Source organism: Microbacterium sp. NPDC058021 (assembly GCF_042885955.1).
Taxonomy (GTDB): domain Bacteria; phylum Actinomycetota; class Actinomycetes; order Actinomycetales; family Microbacteriaceae; genus Microbacterium.
Map to the genome: position 1 here is coordinate 1 of NZ_JBHVRF010000006.1, position 15,102 is coordinate 15,102.

12 protein-coding genes are annotated in these 15,102 nt (G+C 68.6%); 10 read left to right on the top strand and 2 right to left on the bottom strand.

Annotated elements, in window-relative coordinates:
• The first annotated feature begins 181 nt into the window (after window positions 1-181).
• The 5 genes from ACFVR6_RS13350 to ACFVR6_RS13370 all read left to right on the top strand — a co-directional run bounded on the left by ACFVR6_RS13350 (window position 182) and on the right by ACFVR6_RS13370 (window position 6,089).
• Window positions 182-1,390, top strand: coding sequence for a glycosyltransferase family 4 protein (locus ACFVR6_RS13350; protein ID WP_386963822.1), 1,209 nt, complete (start codon window positions 182-184; stop codon window positions 1,388-1,390).
• Window positions 1,387-3,432 carry a DUF7657 domain-containing protein gene (locus tag ACFVR6_RS13355; RefSeq protein WP_386963824.1) on the top strand — a complete coding sequence of 682 codons (2,046 nt, stop codon included), beginning with the start codon at window positions 1,387-1,389 and terminating at the stop codon, window positions 3,430-3,432. The genes ACFVR6_RS13350 and ACFVR6_RS13355 overlap by 4 nt, the downstream gene beginning before the upstream one ends.
• Window positions 3,433-3,544: 112 nt before the next feature.
• On the top strand, window positions 3,545-4,675 hold the full coding sequence (locus ACFVR6_RS13360; protein WP_386963826.1) for a DegT/DnrJ/EryC1/StrS family aminotransferase: 1,131 nt from the start codon (window positions 3,545-3,547) through the stop codon (window positions 4,673-4,675).
• A 32-nt stretch (window positions 4,676-4,707) separates the two neighbouring features.
• A complete protein-coding gene (locus ACFVR6_RS13365) occupies window positions 4,708-5,634 on the top strand; it encodes an NAD-dependent epimerase/dehydratase family protein (protein ID WP_386963828.1) in 927 nt (308 codons plus the stop codon).
• Between the two features lie 26 nt (window positions 5,635-5,660).
• Window positions 5,661-6,089, top strand: coding sequence for an acyltransferase (locus tag ACFVR6_RS13370; RefSeq protein ID WP_386963830.1), 429 nt, complete (start codon window positions 5,661-5,663; stop codon window positions 6,087-6,089).
• A 17-nt stretch (window positions 6,090-6,106) separates the two neighbouring features.
• Here the strand turns inward: ACFVR6_RS13370 and ACFVR6_RS13375 are convergent, their stop codons facing one another.
• Window positions 6,107-7,057: a Gfo/Idh/MocA family protein gene (locus ACFVR6_RS13375; RefSeq protein WP_386963832.1), complete on the bottom strand. Its 951-nt coding sequence runs from the start codon at window positions 7,055-7,057 to the stop codon at window positions 6,107-6,109.
• On the bottom strand, window positions 7,057-8,175 hold the full coding sequence (locus ACFVR6_RS13380) for a DegT/DnrJ/EryC1/StrS family aminotransferase (protein WP_386963834.1): 1,119 nt from the start codon (window positions 8,173-8,175) through the stop codon (window positions 7,057-7,059). The genes ACFVR6_RS13375 and ACFVR6_RS13380 overlap by 1 nt, the downstream gene beginning before the upstream one ends.
• A gap of 54 nt (window positions 8,176-8,229) precedes the next feature.
• On the opposite strand from ACFVR6_RS13380, the gene ACFVR6_RS13385 reads away from it, so the two are divergent.
• The 5 genes from ACFVR6_RS13385 to ACFVR6_RS13405 all read left to right on the top strand — a co-directional run bounded on the left by ACFVR6_RS13385 (window position 8,230) and on the right by ACFVR6_RS13405 (window position 15,099).
• Window positions 8,230-9,309: a lysylphosphatidylglycerol synthase domain-containing protein gene (locus tag ACFVR6_RS13385; RefSeq protein WP_386963835.1), complete on the top strand. Its 1,080-nt coding sequence runs from the start codon at window positions 8,230-8,232 to the stop codon at window positions 9,307-9,309.
• Between the two features lie 93 nt (window positions 9,310-9,402).
• Window positions 9,403-10,272: a glucose-1-phosphate thymidylyltransferase RfbA gene (gene rfbA, locus ACFVR6_RS13390; protein ID WP_386963837.1), complete on the top strand. Its 870-nt coding sequence runs from the start codon at window positions 9,403-9,405 to the stop codon at window positions 10,270-10,272.
• The gene (locus tag ACFVR6_RS13395) at window positions 10,269-12,194 is read left to right on the top strand and encodes a rhamnan synthesis F family protein (RefSeq protein ID WP_386963839.1); all 1,926 of its coding nucleotides are present in this window, start codon (window positions 10,269-10,271) and stop codon (window positions 12,192-12,194) included. Before rfbA ends, ACFVR6_RS13395 begins: the two co-directional genes overlap by 4 nt.
• Window positions 12,191-14,140: a rhamnan synthesis F family protein gene (locus ACFVR6_RS13400; protein WP_386963841.1), complete on the top strand. Its 1,950-nt coding sequence runs from the start codon at window positions 12,191-12,193 to the stop codon at window positions 14,138-14,140. Before ACFVR6_RS13395 ends, ACFVR6_RS13400 begins: the two co-directional genes overlap by 4 nt.
• Window positions 14,141-14,178: 38 nt before the next feature.
• Entirely contained in the window at window positions 14,179-15,099 is a 921-nt protein-coding gene (locus ACFVR6_RS13405) for an ABC transporter permease (RefSeq protein WP_386963843.1), read from the top strand.
• Window positions 15,100-15,102 lie beyond the last annotated feature (3 nt).

The window sequence follows — 15,102 nt, forward strand, 5'->3', positions numbered from 1 at the left end:
TACTTCCGTGAGAACGGTGCGGCGGGTCGGTTGGGTTGGCCGACGTCGGAGCAGTCGTGCGCGGGCGCGGTGTGCCGCCAGAACTTCGAGGGCGGCCAACTCGCGACCGGATGACCCACAGGTTCGGGACACCCCGCCGTATAGGATGAGGTTTCCTGTCTCCGGCGCGAACCACGTGAGTATGAAAATCGCAGTTGTCAACAACTTCTTCCCCCCGCGGCCCGGAGGATCCTCGCATCTGGCGGATCATCTCGCCCGCCACTACGCCCGGCGCGGACACGAGGTACTCGTGCTCACGGCGGCATACAGTGATGCCCCCGAACGCGAAGACCGCGATGGGGTGACCATCGTGCGCATACCGGCGTGGACGCTTCCGAAGACCCGGCTTGCGGCGAACTTCGACATCGCTTTCACCATCTCACCGCGCGCGAAGCGGCGCGTGTTCGAGGTCCTCGACGACTTCGCCCCGGATGCGGTGCATCAGCACGGTCAGTTCTTCGATCTGACGTGGCTCTCCGGATGGTGGGCGCGCCGTCGCGGGGTCCCCACGCTGCTGAGCATCCACACTCGACTGGAGAGCCCGCTCAGCCGGTTCAACTCGATGGTCTATGCCCTCGCCGACATGATCCTGGTCACGCCGCTGATGCGTCTGCACCGGCCACGGCTCGTCGTGATGGACCGTCTCATGGACGCGTACATCGATAAGCGCTATCGCCGTGCCATCAGCGGCAAGGTGGTCATCCCCGTCGGCATCGACCCCGAGCGCATGCGGGGCGGTGATCCGACACGCCTTCCCGCCCAGTTGGACAGCGGCTCCCGGCCCCTGATCGTCTCGCTCGGGCATGTCATCCCGCAGCGCAATCGCATCGCGCTCGTCGAGGCGCTGCCGGCGGTCCTCGAGCGCCACCCGGACGCGCTCGTGGTCGTCGTGGGCGGGGTCTACCACGACGCGTTCCTCACGCGCGCACAGGAACTGGGCATCGCGGATTCCGTCGTCGCACTGGGTGCACGTCCCCAGCACGAGATCCCGGACGTCCTCGCGGCCGCAGCCCTGGAGGTGCACGAACTCGAAGGTCAGGGCTTCGGCACCGCCAGTCTCGAAGCGCTGGCGGCGGGGACCCCTGTCGTCGCCGCCGTCCGGGAGGACAATTTCCTGTCGATCCCGCTCGAGGACGGTACGCACCTGTTCCTCTCTCCGACGCGGGGCGGCGGCGACGAACGCGCCGACGTCGCCGGGCTGGCCCGGGTGATCGCGCATGTCCTCGACGATCCGGATGCCGCACGCCGGCGGGTCTCGGACAACGCCCGTGAGCTGATCGACGCGCACTTCACGATCGATTCGGTCGGGGATGCCCACCTCGTCGTCCTCGAAGAGATGGCGCGCGCATGACCGCCCCGGAGTGGTCGACGACCCTTCGCGCGCGGTGGCGCACCGCCGTCGAGCCGCGGGCGGACGGACTGCCCAACGCCCGGGTGATCGGCATCCCGCTGCTCGCACTCCTGCTCGTCTTCCTCGGTCTCGTGGCGTTCGGCGTGACGGGGTCCTCGACCGGCGCCGTCCATTCGCAGGTGAGCACGGAGGCCGACGAGGACCTGCTCTGGGGTGAGCCGCAGCTCATCCGCACCGACGAATGGTACGTCCAGACCACCTGGACGATCTCGCAGGTGGAGCAGGGCCTGCCGGTGCGCAACGAGACCTTCCCGGGCGGCATGGACGCCACGGTGCAGCATGATCTGCCCTCGGCGGACTGGTCCACCGCGTTCCGCCCGCACCTGCTCGGGTTCTTCGTGCTCCCGCTGGATCAGGCGATGGCCGTCAAATGGTGGATGCCGGGACTGGCCCTGATCGCCGCCGCGTACGTCTTCCTCATCACGCTGCTGCCGCGGCGGCCGGTCACCTCCCTCGCCCTCGCCGTCGCCCTCTTCTTCGCGCCGTTCTTCCAATGGTGGTATCTGTCGATCACCTTCTATCCGGCGGCCTGGGCATTTCTGGTGATGGCTGCCGTCGTGTGGGCGCTACGCTCCCGCCGGAGGGCAGGCGTCTGGGTGCTCGCAGCCCTCGTCGGCTATCTGACCGTCACGGTGGGCATGGGGATCTATGTGCCCTTCATCGTGCCTGCGGCCATCGTCGCCGTCGCCTTCGGCATCGGCGCCGTGGTCAGCCGGGACTTCAACGACGGCTCCTTCTGGCAGCGATTGCGCAGCATCTGGCCGATCTTCGCCGCCGGGGCGGCAGCGGTGGTGGTCCTGCTCGTATGGATCCTCACCCGGTGGGACACGATTCAGGGGTTCCTCGGCACGGTGTACCCCGGGCAGCGGCTGGCGCCGGTCGGACGCGGCGGCAGCCTCGAACTCGGCGGCCTGCTCAGCGGCCCACTGTCGGTGACACTCGAGCGCATGGCCGGCGCCCCGTTCGGTCCCAACAGCTCCGAGGCCTCCAGCTTCCTGCTTCCGGGGATCGGGGCGGCGGTGGTGCTGGCGTGGTCGATCTGGCGCCGCTGGCGGGCCCGTCGCTCGGTCGACTGGCTGAGCGTCGCCCTGTTCGCGGTCGGGCTCGTGATGCTGGCCTACCTCTTCATCCCCGGCTGGGACTGGCTGTCCCACCTGCTGCTGCTGGACCGCACGACCTACGCGAGGATGCGGCTCGGCTTCGGCATCCTGAGCGTCGTCCTCGTCGCCGTCGCCGTGATGCGGATCGACGAACGCGACCCCCCCGCACGCCCCCCGCTCCTCGTGTCGCTCGGCGCGACGGCTCTGACGATCGCCTCCATCGGAGTGATGGTTCTCCTCACCGAGCCCGCCGGCGGCCTGTCCCACCTGTTCGCCTCACTCTCGCCGCGGCTCGTATTCGCGACCGTCGTACTGGGCGTGATGTTCGTCGTGAGTGTCTGGGCGCTGTGCTCGGGGCGGGCAGCCCTGGGCGCCCTCCTGCTCGCGGCCGTCTCCTTCGTCTCGACCGTGGGGGTCAACCCTCTCTACCGAGGCGTGCTCGATGTGCGTGAGACCGAGGCGGTCGCCGAGATCCAGGAGATCGACGAGGACCGGGGCGGTGCGTGGGTGGGGGTCGGCGACTCCTGGCTGGTTCCGATGGCCCTGGTCGAATCGGGAGTCACGGCGTACAACGGATTCCAGAGCGCACCGTCGACCGAGATGTGGGAGCAGATCGACCCCGACGGCCAGGACGAGGACGTCTGGAACCGGCTCGCCAATGTCTCGTGGGAAGCGGGGGAGGGCGACCCCGACCCGCGCAACCCGGCAGCCGACCAGATCCGGATGACCTTCGATTCCTGCGGCGATTTCGCGCAGGCTCACGTGTCGTGGGTGCTGACGGACACTGACATCGTGCAGCCATGCCTCACGGAGTATGCGCAGGTGCCGCAGGGACCGAGCACCCTCCGCATCTACGAGGTGACCGCTCCCGCCGCGCCCTGACGGGGATGGCAGGAGCGCTCGCGGCCGCAGGTCGCACCCACCCATCCGTTAGCATGGAAGGCGTGCATCGCGACGGGATCCGGTGTGTCGCCCCCAGCCTGAGAGGCCCTTCATGAGTCGTGTGATCTCCCTCGGGGAGCCGACCGTCGGTGACGAAGAGATCGCAGAGGTGCAGAAGGTCTTCGCGTCCGGATGGCTGTCCGGCGCCGGTCCGACCTGCGCCAGATTCGAGGAACGCTTCGCCCGCACCGCGGGGACCAAGCACGCTCTGGCGACGTCCAACTGCGGCTCCGCCCTGCACCTGGGACTGACCGTTCTCGGCACGAAGCCGGGCGACGAGGTCATCGTGGGGGACTACACGTTCCCCGCAACCGGCCACTCCGTCCTCTGGACGGGAGCGACACCGGTCTTCGCCGACATCCGCCCCGACATCTGGACGGTCGACCCCGCCGCCGTGGAGGCGGCGATCACCGAGCGCACGGTCGGGATCCTCGCGGTGGACGTCTTCGGGCAGTCCGCCGACTACGACGAGTTGCGTGCGATCGCCGACAAGCACGGCCTGTGGCTCATGGAGGATGCCGCGTGTTCCGCGGGGGCCTCGTATCGGGGTCGCGCGGCGGGCAGCCTGGCCGATGTCGCCACCTTCAGCTTCCACGGACGCAAGGGCATCACCGCCGGCGAGGGTGGCGCGCTCACCACGGATGACGCGGAGCTGGCCGCGCACGCGCGCAAGCTCCACACGTACGGCATCGCGCCCGCGCTGAGCCGTGAGGGCAGCACCGAGCTGCCGATCCCCTCCTTCGACGAAGCCGGTTTCAACTACCGCATGTCCGACGTCGCGGCCGGGATCATGCTGGCGCAGCTGGATCGTCTTCCCTCGCTCGTGGCCCGCCGCGGCGAGATCGCCGAGATGTACCGCGAGCGGCTCGAGTCGCTGGCCGGCGTGACGGCACCCGTCGCGCTGTCGGACCGCGTCCACCCGTGGCAGTCCTACGTCATCACCCTCGACCCCGAGCTCGACCGCGGTGCGGTCGCCGGTCATCTGCGCGCCAACGGCGTGCAGTGCAACTTCGGCACCTACGCATCCCATCTGCAGCCGGTGTACGGGTCGACGGCGCACCTGCCCATCTCGGCCGACCTGTTCACGCGCCACCTCGCCATCCCCATGCACGCCAACCTGTCCGAGTCGGACGTCGATCGTGTCATCGACGTCCTGACCGATGCCGTCGCCGGCAGCCGATGACCGCGGTGCCCGGCATTTCCGAAGGAGTCACATTGTCCGATAAGAACGTCCTCGTCATCGGTGGGGCAGGCTTCATCGGCCTGCACGTCGTCTCGCAGCTCCTCGATGACGGCTGGAACATCCGCATCTTCGACAACATGGTCCGCGGCGACCGCGACCGTGCGAACGAGCTGGTGAAGACCGGACGCGTCGACGTCGTGGACCAGGACATCCGCAACGGGGTCTCCATCATGGAGGCCATGCGCGGTTACGACTACGTGATCCACCTCGCCGCGGACTCCATCAACAAGAGCGTCGCCGATCCCGCGACCTCCTTCGACATCAACGTCGTCGGAACGCACAACGTCGTCTCGGCGGCGGCGGCACTCGGCGTGAAGCGTGTCGTGTACGCATCGAGCGCCTCGGTGTACGGCGACCCCGAGAAGCTGCCGATGCACGAGGACGACCGGCTCAACCCGCTGACCCCGTACTGCATCGGCAAGCGCACCGGTGAGGACATCCTGGGGTACTACCAGCGCCGGTCCGGACTGAGCTGGATCGCGCTGCGGTTCTTCAACGTCTACGGCGAAGGTCAGAAGACCACGGCCTACTACACCTCGGTCATCAACCACTTCGTGAACCGCCTGAAGAACGGCGACGCCCCTGTCATCGACGGTGAGGGCAAGCAGTCGATGGACTTCATCCACGTCACCGACATCGCCCGCGCGGTGGTGCTCTCCCTGACGGCCGAAGAAGCCGACCAGGCGATCAACGTCGGCACCGGCATCGACACCTCGGTGGCTGAGCTCGCCCGGATCCTGATCGACGCCGTCGGCGTCGACGTCGAGCCCGTCTTCAACCCCCGCGACGTGCTCGTCTCGCGGCGTGCCGCCGACGTGGAGCGCGCCCAGCGGGTGCTCGGCTTCGTCGCAAGCGTCGACGTGCGCTCGGGTATGACGCGCCTCGTGCAGAACTCCTGAATCACCCCAGCCGACGGAGGGCCAAGGTGGGATCATCGCTGCCGGACAACCCGTTCAACGACCACGCGTGGATCGTCGGCGAACCCGAGATCGGTGAAGGCACCTGGATCGGTGCCTTCACCGTCATCGACGGTTCCGGAGGCCTGACGATCGGCCGCGGATGCGACATCGCTTCGGGAGTGCACATCTACACGCATTCCAGCGCGAAGCGGTGCGTTTCCGGTCGTCGTCACCCTGACGTGGAGCGTCACCCCGTCCGCATCGGCGACCGTGTGTTCATCGGCGCGAACGCGGTGATCAACATGGGCGTCACCGTCGGGGACGAAGCGGTGATCGGCGCGGGAGCGGTGGTCACCGGTGACGTGGCGGCGCGGACGATCGTCGCCGGCGTGCCCGCGCGCGAAGTGGGCACCGTCGACCTGTCCGACCCGGAGCGGCCGGTCCTCGGCCGCTGATCGGGTCTCTCCGCGCGTCAGACCGACAGCGGCTGCAGCACCGAGGCGATCGCGGCGTGGGCGGGGAGCATCCAGGTGCGCTCCGACTCGGCGTCCGCGGTGCCCTCCACGAGATCGACGAAGTGGTCCCACTGCGCAGCCAGCGGTTCCTGCGCCTGCGTGATCTCGGGGATCTCGATCGTGGTCTGCTGGCGGTAGCCGCGGCCGTCCGGCTCTGCGGTGTCGGATGTCACATGGCGATAGACCGTGACGGTGCGCCGCAGCAGGTCCAGCTCCACGAGCTTGTCCAGCTCGTGGATCGTTACCGTGCGCTCCTTGCGCTGGCCGATGCGGCTCGCCGAGAGCTGGGCCAGCTGGCCGTCGGCGAAGGTGAGGGTCGCCGATGCGACGTCCTCGGCGCCGGGTGCCGACGACGGGTGGAAGTAGCCGACCGTACCCGAGGCGTACTGCGGCTCCTGTCGCAGCACGTTGATCGCCAGGTCGACGTCGTGGATGAGCAGATCCCAGGCGACGCCGGTGCGGATGCGGGGTGCGTACGGCGAGTGCCGGGTGGCGGTGACGTGCAGGGGCTGTTCGATGAGGTGCTGGGCCGTGAGCACCGCAGGATTGAACCGCTCGAGGAACCCGCACAGCAGCGGGGTGTCGTTCGCGCGCGACAGCCGCACCAGCTCAGCGGCCTGGGCGTAGTCGTCGACGAGCGGCTTCTCCACCAGCAGCGGCAGACGCCGCTCGAGCACGGCGGTGGCCAGGTCGCGGTGCGCCTCGGTGGATGCCGCGACGACGACGGCATCCACGTCGCCGATGTCGTCGAGCGTGGGGACCCAGGTCGCACCGTAGCGCTCTGCGACGGCGCGACCGGTCTCTTCGCGGCTCTCCACGACGAAAGCCAGGTCCGTGCGAGCGGAGGCGTTGACCACCCGCGCGTGGAAGGAGCCCATCGTGCCGGCGCCGACGAGCGCGACCCGCATCACCGGGAGCCCCCGTCGGGCGCGCCGAGGATGTCATGGACGGCGGTGACGATCGTCTCGAGGTCCTGGCTGCTCAGATGAGGGTGGACCGGAAGGGAGACGACCTGCTGCGCCACCGCGGCGGCCACGGGAGTGTCCTCGATCACGACGCCCGGGTGGGTGCGATACGCGTCGTAGTCGAACACGAGGCGGGGGTAGTAGACACCGGCACCCACCCCGGCTTCGTTCAGGCGTGCCACGAATTCGTCGCGCGAGACCTGCGCGTCGTCGGTCACACGCACGGTGTACTGGTGCCAGACGTGGCGCCGATCCGGCAACTGGGCCGGAACGACCAGACCGGGGACGCCGCGCAGCCCGGCGGACAGCGATGCGGCGTTGGCCGCACGGGCATCCACCACCTCGTCGTACCGCTGCATCTGAGGAAGCGCCAATGCCGCCTGCAGATCGGTCATGCGGTAGTTGTGGCCGAGCATCACGTACTCGTAGCGGGCACGCATGCCCTGGTTCCGCAGGATGCGCAGCTTCTCGGCGAGGGCATCGTCGTCGGTGGTGATGACACCGCCTTCGCCGGTGGTGATGTTCTTCGTCGCGTAGAACGAGAACGATCCGATGCCGAAGCTTCCGGCACCGCGACCGCGATACGTCGCGCCGTGCGCCTGGGCGGCATCCTCGATGAGCGCGAGGCCGTGCTCCGACGCGATCTCGGTCAACGGATCCATGTCGGCGGTCTGGCCGTACAGGTGCACCGGCATCAGCACTCGGGTGCGTGCCGACACGCGCTCCCGCACCGACGCCGCGTCGACGTTGAAGTCCTCGGCGCTGATGTCGGCGAATCGCGCGATCGCTCCGGCCTCGAGGATCGCGTTGAGCGTCGCGGCGAACGTGAAGGGACTGGTGATGACCTCCGAGCCGGGCTCGAGGTCGAGGACCTGGAGGGCTGCCACGAGGGAGGTGGTGCCGTTGTTGACCGCTACGGCGTGCTTCACGCCCACCAGTTCGGCGAAGGCGGCCTCGAAGCGGGCGACCATCGGGCCCTGCGCGATGCGGCCGGTGCGGAGGACTTCGAGTACGAGTCGTTCGGTGTCGGCACCGAACTCCACAACTGTGATGGGTATCATGATCCTGCTCGCGTAGTCTGCCGGGGTCAGCTCCCAGCATAGTGTCGGCGGCCTGTGTCCTTCTGTGAGACCGGACCGCCCATCGCGCAGAAAGGCCTGTCCATCGCCACCCAGCGCACCCCCGTCTCGTGGGTCGTTCTCCTGCTCCGTTACGTGCTCCTGGCGCTTGTGCTGGGGTTCGCGACCTACTACCTCGTCACCCAATGGGCCGACGTCTCCAGCGCGCTGGCGCTGGTGGCCTGGCCGTCGCTGGTCCTGTCGTTCCTGCTCGTCGTGGTGGGCCTCGGCTTCGGCGTCGCGAGCTGGGTGGCGATCCTCAACGGACTGGGGGAGAAGGTCCCGGTGGTGCGCGCCGCCCAAGTGCTCCTCGTCGGCCAGCTCGGCAAATACGTCCCGGGTTCGGTGTGGTCCTACGTCATGCAGATGGAGCTCGGCCGCCAGTACGGCATCGCCCGGCCGCGTGTGCTGATCACGGCGCTGTACGCCGCGGGAGTGGGCGTGGTGGCCTCGCTCATCCTCGGCTCGCTCGCGCTGCCGCTCCTCGTCGAGGACAACTCCGCATTCCTCTGGTTGTTCGCGCTGCTGCCGGTGGGGCTGATCTGCCTGCACCCGCGCGTCATGACATGGATGGCATCGCTCATCCTGCGTCTGTTCCGCCGGCCGCCGCTGGACCACCGCATCAGCTTCTCGGTCGTGGGGCGGTCCCTCGGCGCGGCGCTGGCATCCTACATCTGCTACGGCCTGCACCTGTTCCTGCTGGTGAACTCGCTGGTGGATCCGGACCTCGGGGTGCTCATCCTCCTCACGGGGGCGATGGCCCTCGGCTTCACGGCCGGACTCATCGCCTTCCTGCTGCCGTCGGGCATCGGTGCGCGCGAGGGGGTGCTCATCGCCGCCATGGTGATGCTGCTGACGGTTCCGCAGGCGGCGGCGCTGACCGCGGTATCACGGCTGATGTTCACCGTCGCCGACGTCGCATCCGCGGGGGTGGCGGTGCTCGCGGCGACGATCCTGCGCCGGCAACTGGCCGCCGAGGGCGGTCCGCACGACTACGACGAGGATGCGTCAGCGGAACTGCCGGGCCTGCGCACGCCCCCGGCGCGTAGCTCTGAAGCACAACGTGCCGAGGACTGACAGCGGCTTGCACTGAGCCTGGCCGGACGCACGACGGACGGCTCTCGCGGGCGCGCGTTTGGCCAGGCGTCGCCGATGGCAGAGACTAGAGCCATGCGCGGCATCATTCTCGCGGGCGGAACCGGCTCACGACTTCACCCGATCACGCTCGGTATTTCCAAGCAGCTCGTCCCCGTCTACGACAAGCCGATGATCTACTACCCGCTGTCGACGCTCATCCTCGCGGGCATCCGGGACATCCTGATCATCACCACGCCCCAGGACTCCGACCAGTTCCAGCGACTGCTCGGCGACGGGTCGCGGTTCGGCGTGTCGATCACGTACAAGACGCAGCCGGCGCCGGACGGTCTGGCTCAGGCGTTCATCCTGGGCGAAGAGCACATCGGCGACGATTCGGTCGCCCTGGTGCTCGGCGACAACATCTTCTACGGCCAGGGCATGGGTACGCGGCTGCGCCGCTACGAGAACGTCGAGGGTGGTGTCGTGTTCGGCTACTGGGTCGATGACCCGACCGCTTACGGCGTCGTCGAGTTTGCCGACGACGGCCGCGTGGTCTCCCTCGAGGAGAAGCCCGCCGCCCCGAAGAGCCACTACGCGGTGCCCGGGCTGTACTTCTACGACAACGACGTCATCCAGATCGCCAAGGACCTCAAGCCCTCGCCGCGCGGCGAGCTGGAGATCACCGACGTCAACAAGGTCTACCTCGAGGCCGGGCGCCTGCAGGTGGAGCTGCTGCCGCGCGGCACGGCATGGCTGGACACCGGCACATTCGACTCGCTGAGCGAGGCCACCGAGTTCATCCGCACGGTGCAGAAGCGGCAGGGCCTGTCCATCGGATGCCCCGAAGAGGTGGCCTGGCGCATGGGGTTCCTCAGTGACGACGAGCTGCGCCAGCGGGCGGAGCCGCTCGTGAAGAGCGGATACGGCGCCTACCTCCTGAAGCTCCTCGTCCAGAACTCATGACGGACGTCACGAGAACCGAGCTCGACGCCCAGCCCCTGCCGCCGGAGCCTCGCCGCGCGGTCTTCTACCTCATCGACGATCTGCGCGGCGAATACGCGGACTACATGGGCACGGCCCTGACCGCCCTTCGAGATGTCGCCGAGCGCCTCGTCGCGATCGTCGATCGCCGCATGGGCGCCGTCGACCGTGCGCGCCTGGCCGAGCTGGTCGACGAGATCGTGACCGTCCCGGAGGATGCCATCGGGCCGCTGGCCTACCCGTCGGCGGTGACCGGCATGGGCGAGCGCATCGGGGACTTCGACGAGGTCGTCTTCACAGGGAACTCCTGGTACGGACCGGTGCATCCACTGACGCCCGTTGTGGAGCGCATGGCAGGTCGCCCCGTCGACATGTGGCAGATGACCGACAACATCGACGGTCCCACGGAGGGGTTCCCCGAGGAGGGGTTCCCCGATTGGGACCTGTCCTGGGTGTGGCTGGCGCTGCGCCGCGACGCGATCGCCTCGCGGGAGTGGCGCGACCTGTGGCAGAGCGGTCCGAAGTCGCAGCAGGAGGTCGCGGATGCGCTCGCGGCCGCCGGCTTCACCGCGGAGTCCGCCTTCCCCGCCCGCGGCTACCCGCGCGGCAACCCCGTCGTCTTCGCTCCCGACCTGCTGCTCGAGGACGGCTTCCCGTTCCTGGGCCGCGCGGTATTCGCCCAGTTCCCGCCGTTCCTCGACCGGCACGCCGTCCTCGGGCGCCGCCTCCTGCACGAGGTCGAGGGCTACGGTTTCGACCTCACCGAGGCGTGGCGCGATCTCGCCCGAACCGTGCCGCCCAACGCGCTCAACGCGATCGCGGGCATGCTCGAGGTGCTGCCGGATGCACCGGGGGACTACGACCCGGAGCGACCCTTCCGCATCGCGGTCATCGCCTACGTCCCCGACGTCGGATTCGTCGATGAGATGCTCGCCCGGCTCTCGCACCTCCCGTCGGGGTTCGACCTCTACATCACCACCGGCGACGGCGGTCGCGCGCGCGCCATCGAGATGAAGGTCGCGGCCGTGGCGGATCCGCCGTTCGCGTCCTTCGAAACCCGGGTGTCGTGGGTGAAGGACGGCCGGGACAAGGCGTCGCTGCTCATCGCGTGCCGCGACGTCGTGCTGGGGGGCAAGTACGACCTGATGGTCAAGATCCACGGCCGGGTGTCCCAGCGCAAGACGCCGAACATGCAGGAGTACACCCGCCGGTACCTGTTGGACAACCTGCTCGGCGGCGACGACTATGTGCGCAACATCCTGGCGCTGTTCCAGAAGCAGCCCGGCCTCGGCCTGGTGTTCCCGCCGATGATCCACATCGGCAACGCCATCATCGGGCGGGGCTGGGGCGCCTACCGCAGCGCGGCGGAAGAACTGTGCGAGCGTCTGGGCGTGCGCGTGCCGCTGGACCGGGTGAGCCCGCTCGCGCCGTTCGGCGGGATGTGGATCGGCCGGCCCGAAGCGATCCGCCGGCTCGCGGAGGAACGCTGGACCGGCGACGACTACGGCAAGCCCGGCAGACGCCGGTACGTCGAACTGGGACGCGTGCAGGAACGTCTCGTGGCGCTCGTCGCCGCGGAGGCGGGATTCCACAGCCGCACCGTGCTGACCCACGAGCACGCCTCCATCAGCCACACGTCGCTGGAGTTCAAGGTCGATCAGATGTCGTCGACGACTCGCGGCTATCCGGTGGAGCAGATCCGCTTCCTGCACCGGCTCGGGTCGACCGGCCACGGCGGTGTGGTCGCCCTCACCCGGATGTACCTGAGAAACAACCACCCGCGCCTCGCGCGCGCACTGCTGCCCCTGTATCGGCTCGCCTTCCGCGGGTTCGGTGCGGGGAAGGTACTCCGAACGGCGCTGCGGCCCGGCGCCGCGGGCGATTCGGGGGAAGGGACCTCATGAGCAAGACCAGCGACCTCATCGTCTTCCCCTCCCGTCCGGCCAGCGCATTCCCCGCCGACGGCAAGCGCCTGCTGGTGTACGTCGTCTACGACAAGCGCGGCGACGTCGAGGACTACATCCCGTACGCGCTGCGCAGCCTGCGGGAGCACGTCGATCACATCCTGGTGGTCGTCAACGGCAAGCTGACCGACGCCGGTCGCGCGGCGCTCGAACCCGTCGCCGACGAGATCCTGGTGCGCGAGAACCGCGGCTTCGACATCTGGGGCTACAAGGCCGGCATCGACCACGTGGGGGAGGCGATCGCCGACTTCGACGAACTCATCATCGCCAATGACACCTGGTACGGCCCGGTCTGCCCGTTCGGGCCGGTCTTCGACCGCATCGACGGCCAGGAGCTGCACTTCTGGGGCATGACCGACCACGCGCGTGTCGAGCCCCACCCGTTTACCTTCACCGGTTACCTGCCCTACCACCTGCAGTCCTACTGGGTGGGGGTGCGGCGGGAGATGTTCCTGTCGGAGGAGTGGCAGCGGTACTGGGCGGAGCTGCCGCCGATGGACTCGTACTCCGACGCCGTGGTCAAGCACGAAGGGGTGTTCACCGAGCACTTCACCGACCACGGCTTCATCGGGGAGGTCGCCTTCCCGATCATCACCGACGTGGCGGAGAACTACCCCGTGCTCTACGCGCGGCAGCTGCTCGAGGCGGGATGCCCGACGCTGAAGCGTCGACCGTTCTTCCAGTGGCCGGTGCTGCTGGACCGGCTCGCCGTGATCGGACGCTGGACGCTCGAGGTGGCTGAGCAGGCCGGCTACCCGGTGGAGCTGATCCACCGCGATGTCGCCCGCAACGTCCAGCCGCGCGTGGCCAACACGGATCTCGCGATGCTGGAGGTGCTGGCCGAGACCGATCTGGCCTACGACCCCACCGCCCCGCTGCGCACCGTCGTCCTGGCGCACATCTACTACGAGGAGATGGCTCCGGAGATGCTCGACCGGGCGGACTGCCTCCCGGGCGAGTACGACCTGGTGATCACGACGGCCGACGAGGTCAAGGCGGAGGCCATCAGGGCCGTGCTGGCCGGCCGGCCCGCGCGCGGCGCCCGCGAGGTGCGTGTCGTGGCATCCAACAACGGTCGCGACCAGGGGGCGTTCCTGATCGACTGCCGTGACGTGCTGCTCAGCGGCGAGTACGACCTGCTGGTGAAGATCCACTCGAAGAAGACCCCGCAGGACATCTACAGCGTCGGGCGGCATTTCCGCGAGCAGCAGTTCACCAACCTCCTCAACAGCCCCGGTTACGCCGCGAACGTGGTCGCGCTGTTCCAGCGCGAGCCGGGCCTGGGGTTGGCCTATCCGCCGACCGTCCATCTGGGCCACCCGACGCTCGGGCGCGGCTGGTGGGCCAACAAGCCCGGGTTCTACGAGCTGTGCAAGGAACTCGGCATCCACGTGCCGCTGGATGACATCTCGCCGCTCGCGCCGTTCGGATCCATGTACTTCGCCCGCCCCGAGGCGCTGGGGGTGCTCCTGCGCCGCGAGTGGAACCCCGACGACTTCGGTGGTGCCGAGGCCTACCAGGACGGCGGGCTGGCGCACATCCTCGAGCGGATGCCGTCGTACGCCGCCGGGGAGCTGGGCTACCACACGCGGACGATCGCCAATGCCGAGTACCTCGCCCAGAGCCACACCGCGCTGGAGTACAACCTCGACCAGCTGTCGGCGACCATTCCGGGCGCCAGTATCGACCAGATCGGTCTGCTGCACATCCTCGGCAAGATGGGCGACGGCTCGATCGGCGACTTCCTGCGCATGTACATGCGGCGGCATCACCCGCAGAAGGACCCGGAGATGCTCGCCCCGTGGGGTGCGCGTGTCGTCCGGGCACGCGCAGTGCTCGGGCGCCTGCGCGATCCGCGCCGGTGGATCCGGCGCGGCAGCCGTTGACAGCGGACGCGCAGCGGGGGCGGTATAGGATCTCCCCTATGTCCGCGCAGCAAGAACCCGCTTCGACGCTGCGGTACAAGCGGCTCTCCACCCTGCCGATGCAGACGGTGGGAGGGGCCCACCCACTCACCCCCCGCGGGGTCGTCGACTCGATCCGCGACGTCGTGGGGCAGCGCGAGATGCTGGGGCTGCTGGTCAAGCGAGACCTGAAGTCGAAGTACAAGGACTCGGCGCTGGGCTTCCTGTGGTCGTTGGCACGACCCCTCGTGCAGCTGCTGCTGTACTTCGTGGTGCTCGGCCAGTTCCTCGGCGCCGCCCGGGGCATCCCCGACTTCGCCATCTACATCTTCACCGGCCTCACCGCGATGGGTCTGTTCACCGAGATCGCCGTCGGCGGCACCGGATCGATCCTCGCGAACGCAGGGCTCGTGAAGAAGGTCTACGTCCCGCGCGAGGTCTTCCCGCTGGCCAGTGTCGGTTCTGCGCTGTTCAACTTCGGCGTGCAGCTCGTGGTGCTCCTGGCCGCCACCGTCATCTCGGGGTACCCGCCCCTCCACTGGGGGATCCTCTACGCGGTCCCGGCGCTGCTGCTCCTGGTGGTCTACGGCCTGGCGTTCGCGCTGTTCTTCGGCGCTCTCAACGTCTACCTCCGCGACATGCAGTACCTGGTCGAGGTCTTCACGATGCTGCTGTTCTGGGCCTCGCCGGTGGTGTACTCCTGGCAGATGGTGCAATCCCAGATCCAGAACCCGGTGCTTCTGGAGATCTACACCGACAACCCGCTGACGCTGGCGATCCTCGGTTTCCAGCGCGCGTTCTGGCTGGCCGGTGCCGACCAGCCCCACCCCGACGACCTGCTCCTGCGCATGGGGATCGCCCTCGTCATCGGCTTCGTGCTCCTGTTCGCGGGGCACCGCCTGTTCCTGCGTCTGCAGGGCAACTTCGCTCAGGAGCTCTGATCC

Coding starts and splice junctions, on each gene's coding strand:
- ACFVR6_RS13350 (WP_386963822.1), top strand. CDS start 182: ATGAAAATCGCAGTTGTCAACAACTTCTTCCCCCCGCGGCCCGGAGGA.
- ACFVR6_RS13355 (WP_386963824.1), top strand. CDS start 1,387: ATGACCGCCCCGGAGTGGTCGACGACCCTTCGCGCGCGGTGGCGCACC.
- ACFVR6_RS13360 (WP_386963826.1), top strand. CDS start 3,545: ATGAGTCGTGTGATCTCCCTCGGGGAGCCGACCGTCGGTGACGAAGAG.
- ACFVR6_RS13375 (WP_386963832.1), bottom strand. CDS start 7,057: ATGCGGGTCGCGCTCGTCGGCGCCGGCACGATGGGCTCCTTCCACGCG.
- ACFVR6_RS13380 (WP_386963834.1), bottom strand. CDS start 8,175: ATGATACCCATCACAGTTGTGGAGTTCGGTGCCGACACCGAACGACTC.
- rfbA (WP_386963837.1), top strand. CDS start 9,403: ATGCGCGGCATCATTCTCGCGGGCGGAACCGGCTCACGACTTCACCCG.
- ACFVR6_RS13395 (WP_386963839.1), top strand. CDS start 10,269: ATGACGGACGTCACGAGAACCGAGCTCGACGCCCAGCCCCTGCCGCCG.
- ACFVR6_RS13400 (WP_386963841.1), top strand. CDS start 12,191: ATGAGCAAGACCAGCGACCTCATCGTCTTCCCCTCCCGTCCGGCCAGC.
- ACFVR6_RS13405 (WP_386963843.1), top strand. CDS start 14,179: ATGTCCGCGCAGCAAGAACCCGCTTCGACGCTGCGGTACAAGCGGCTC.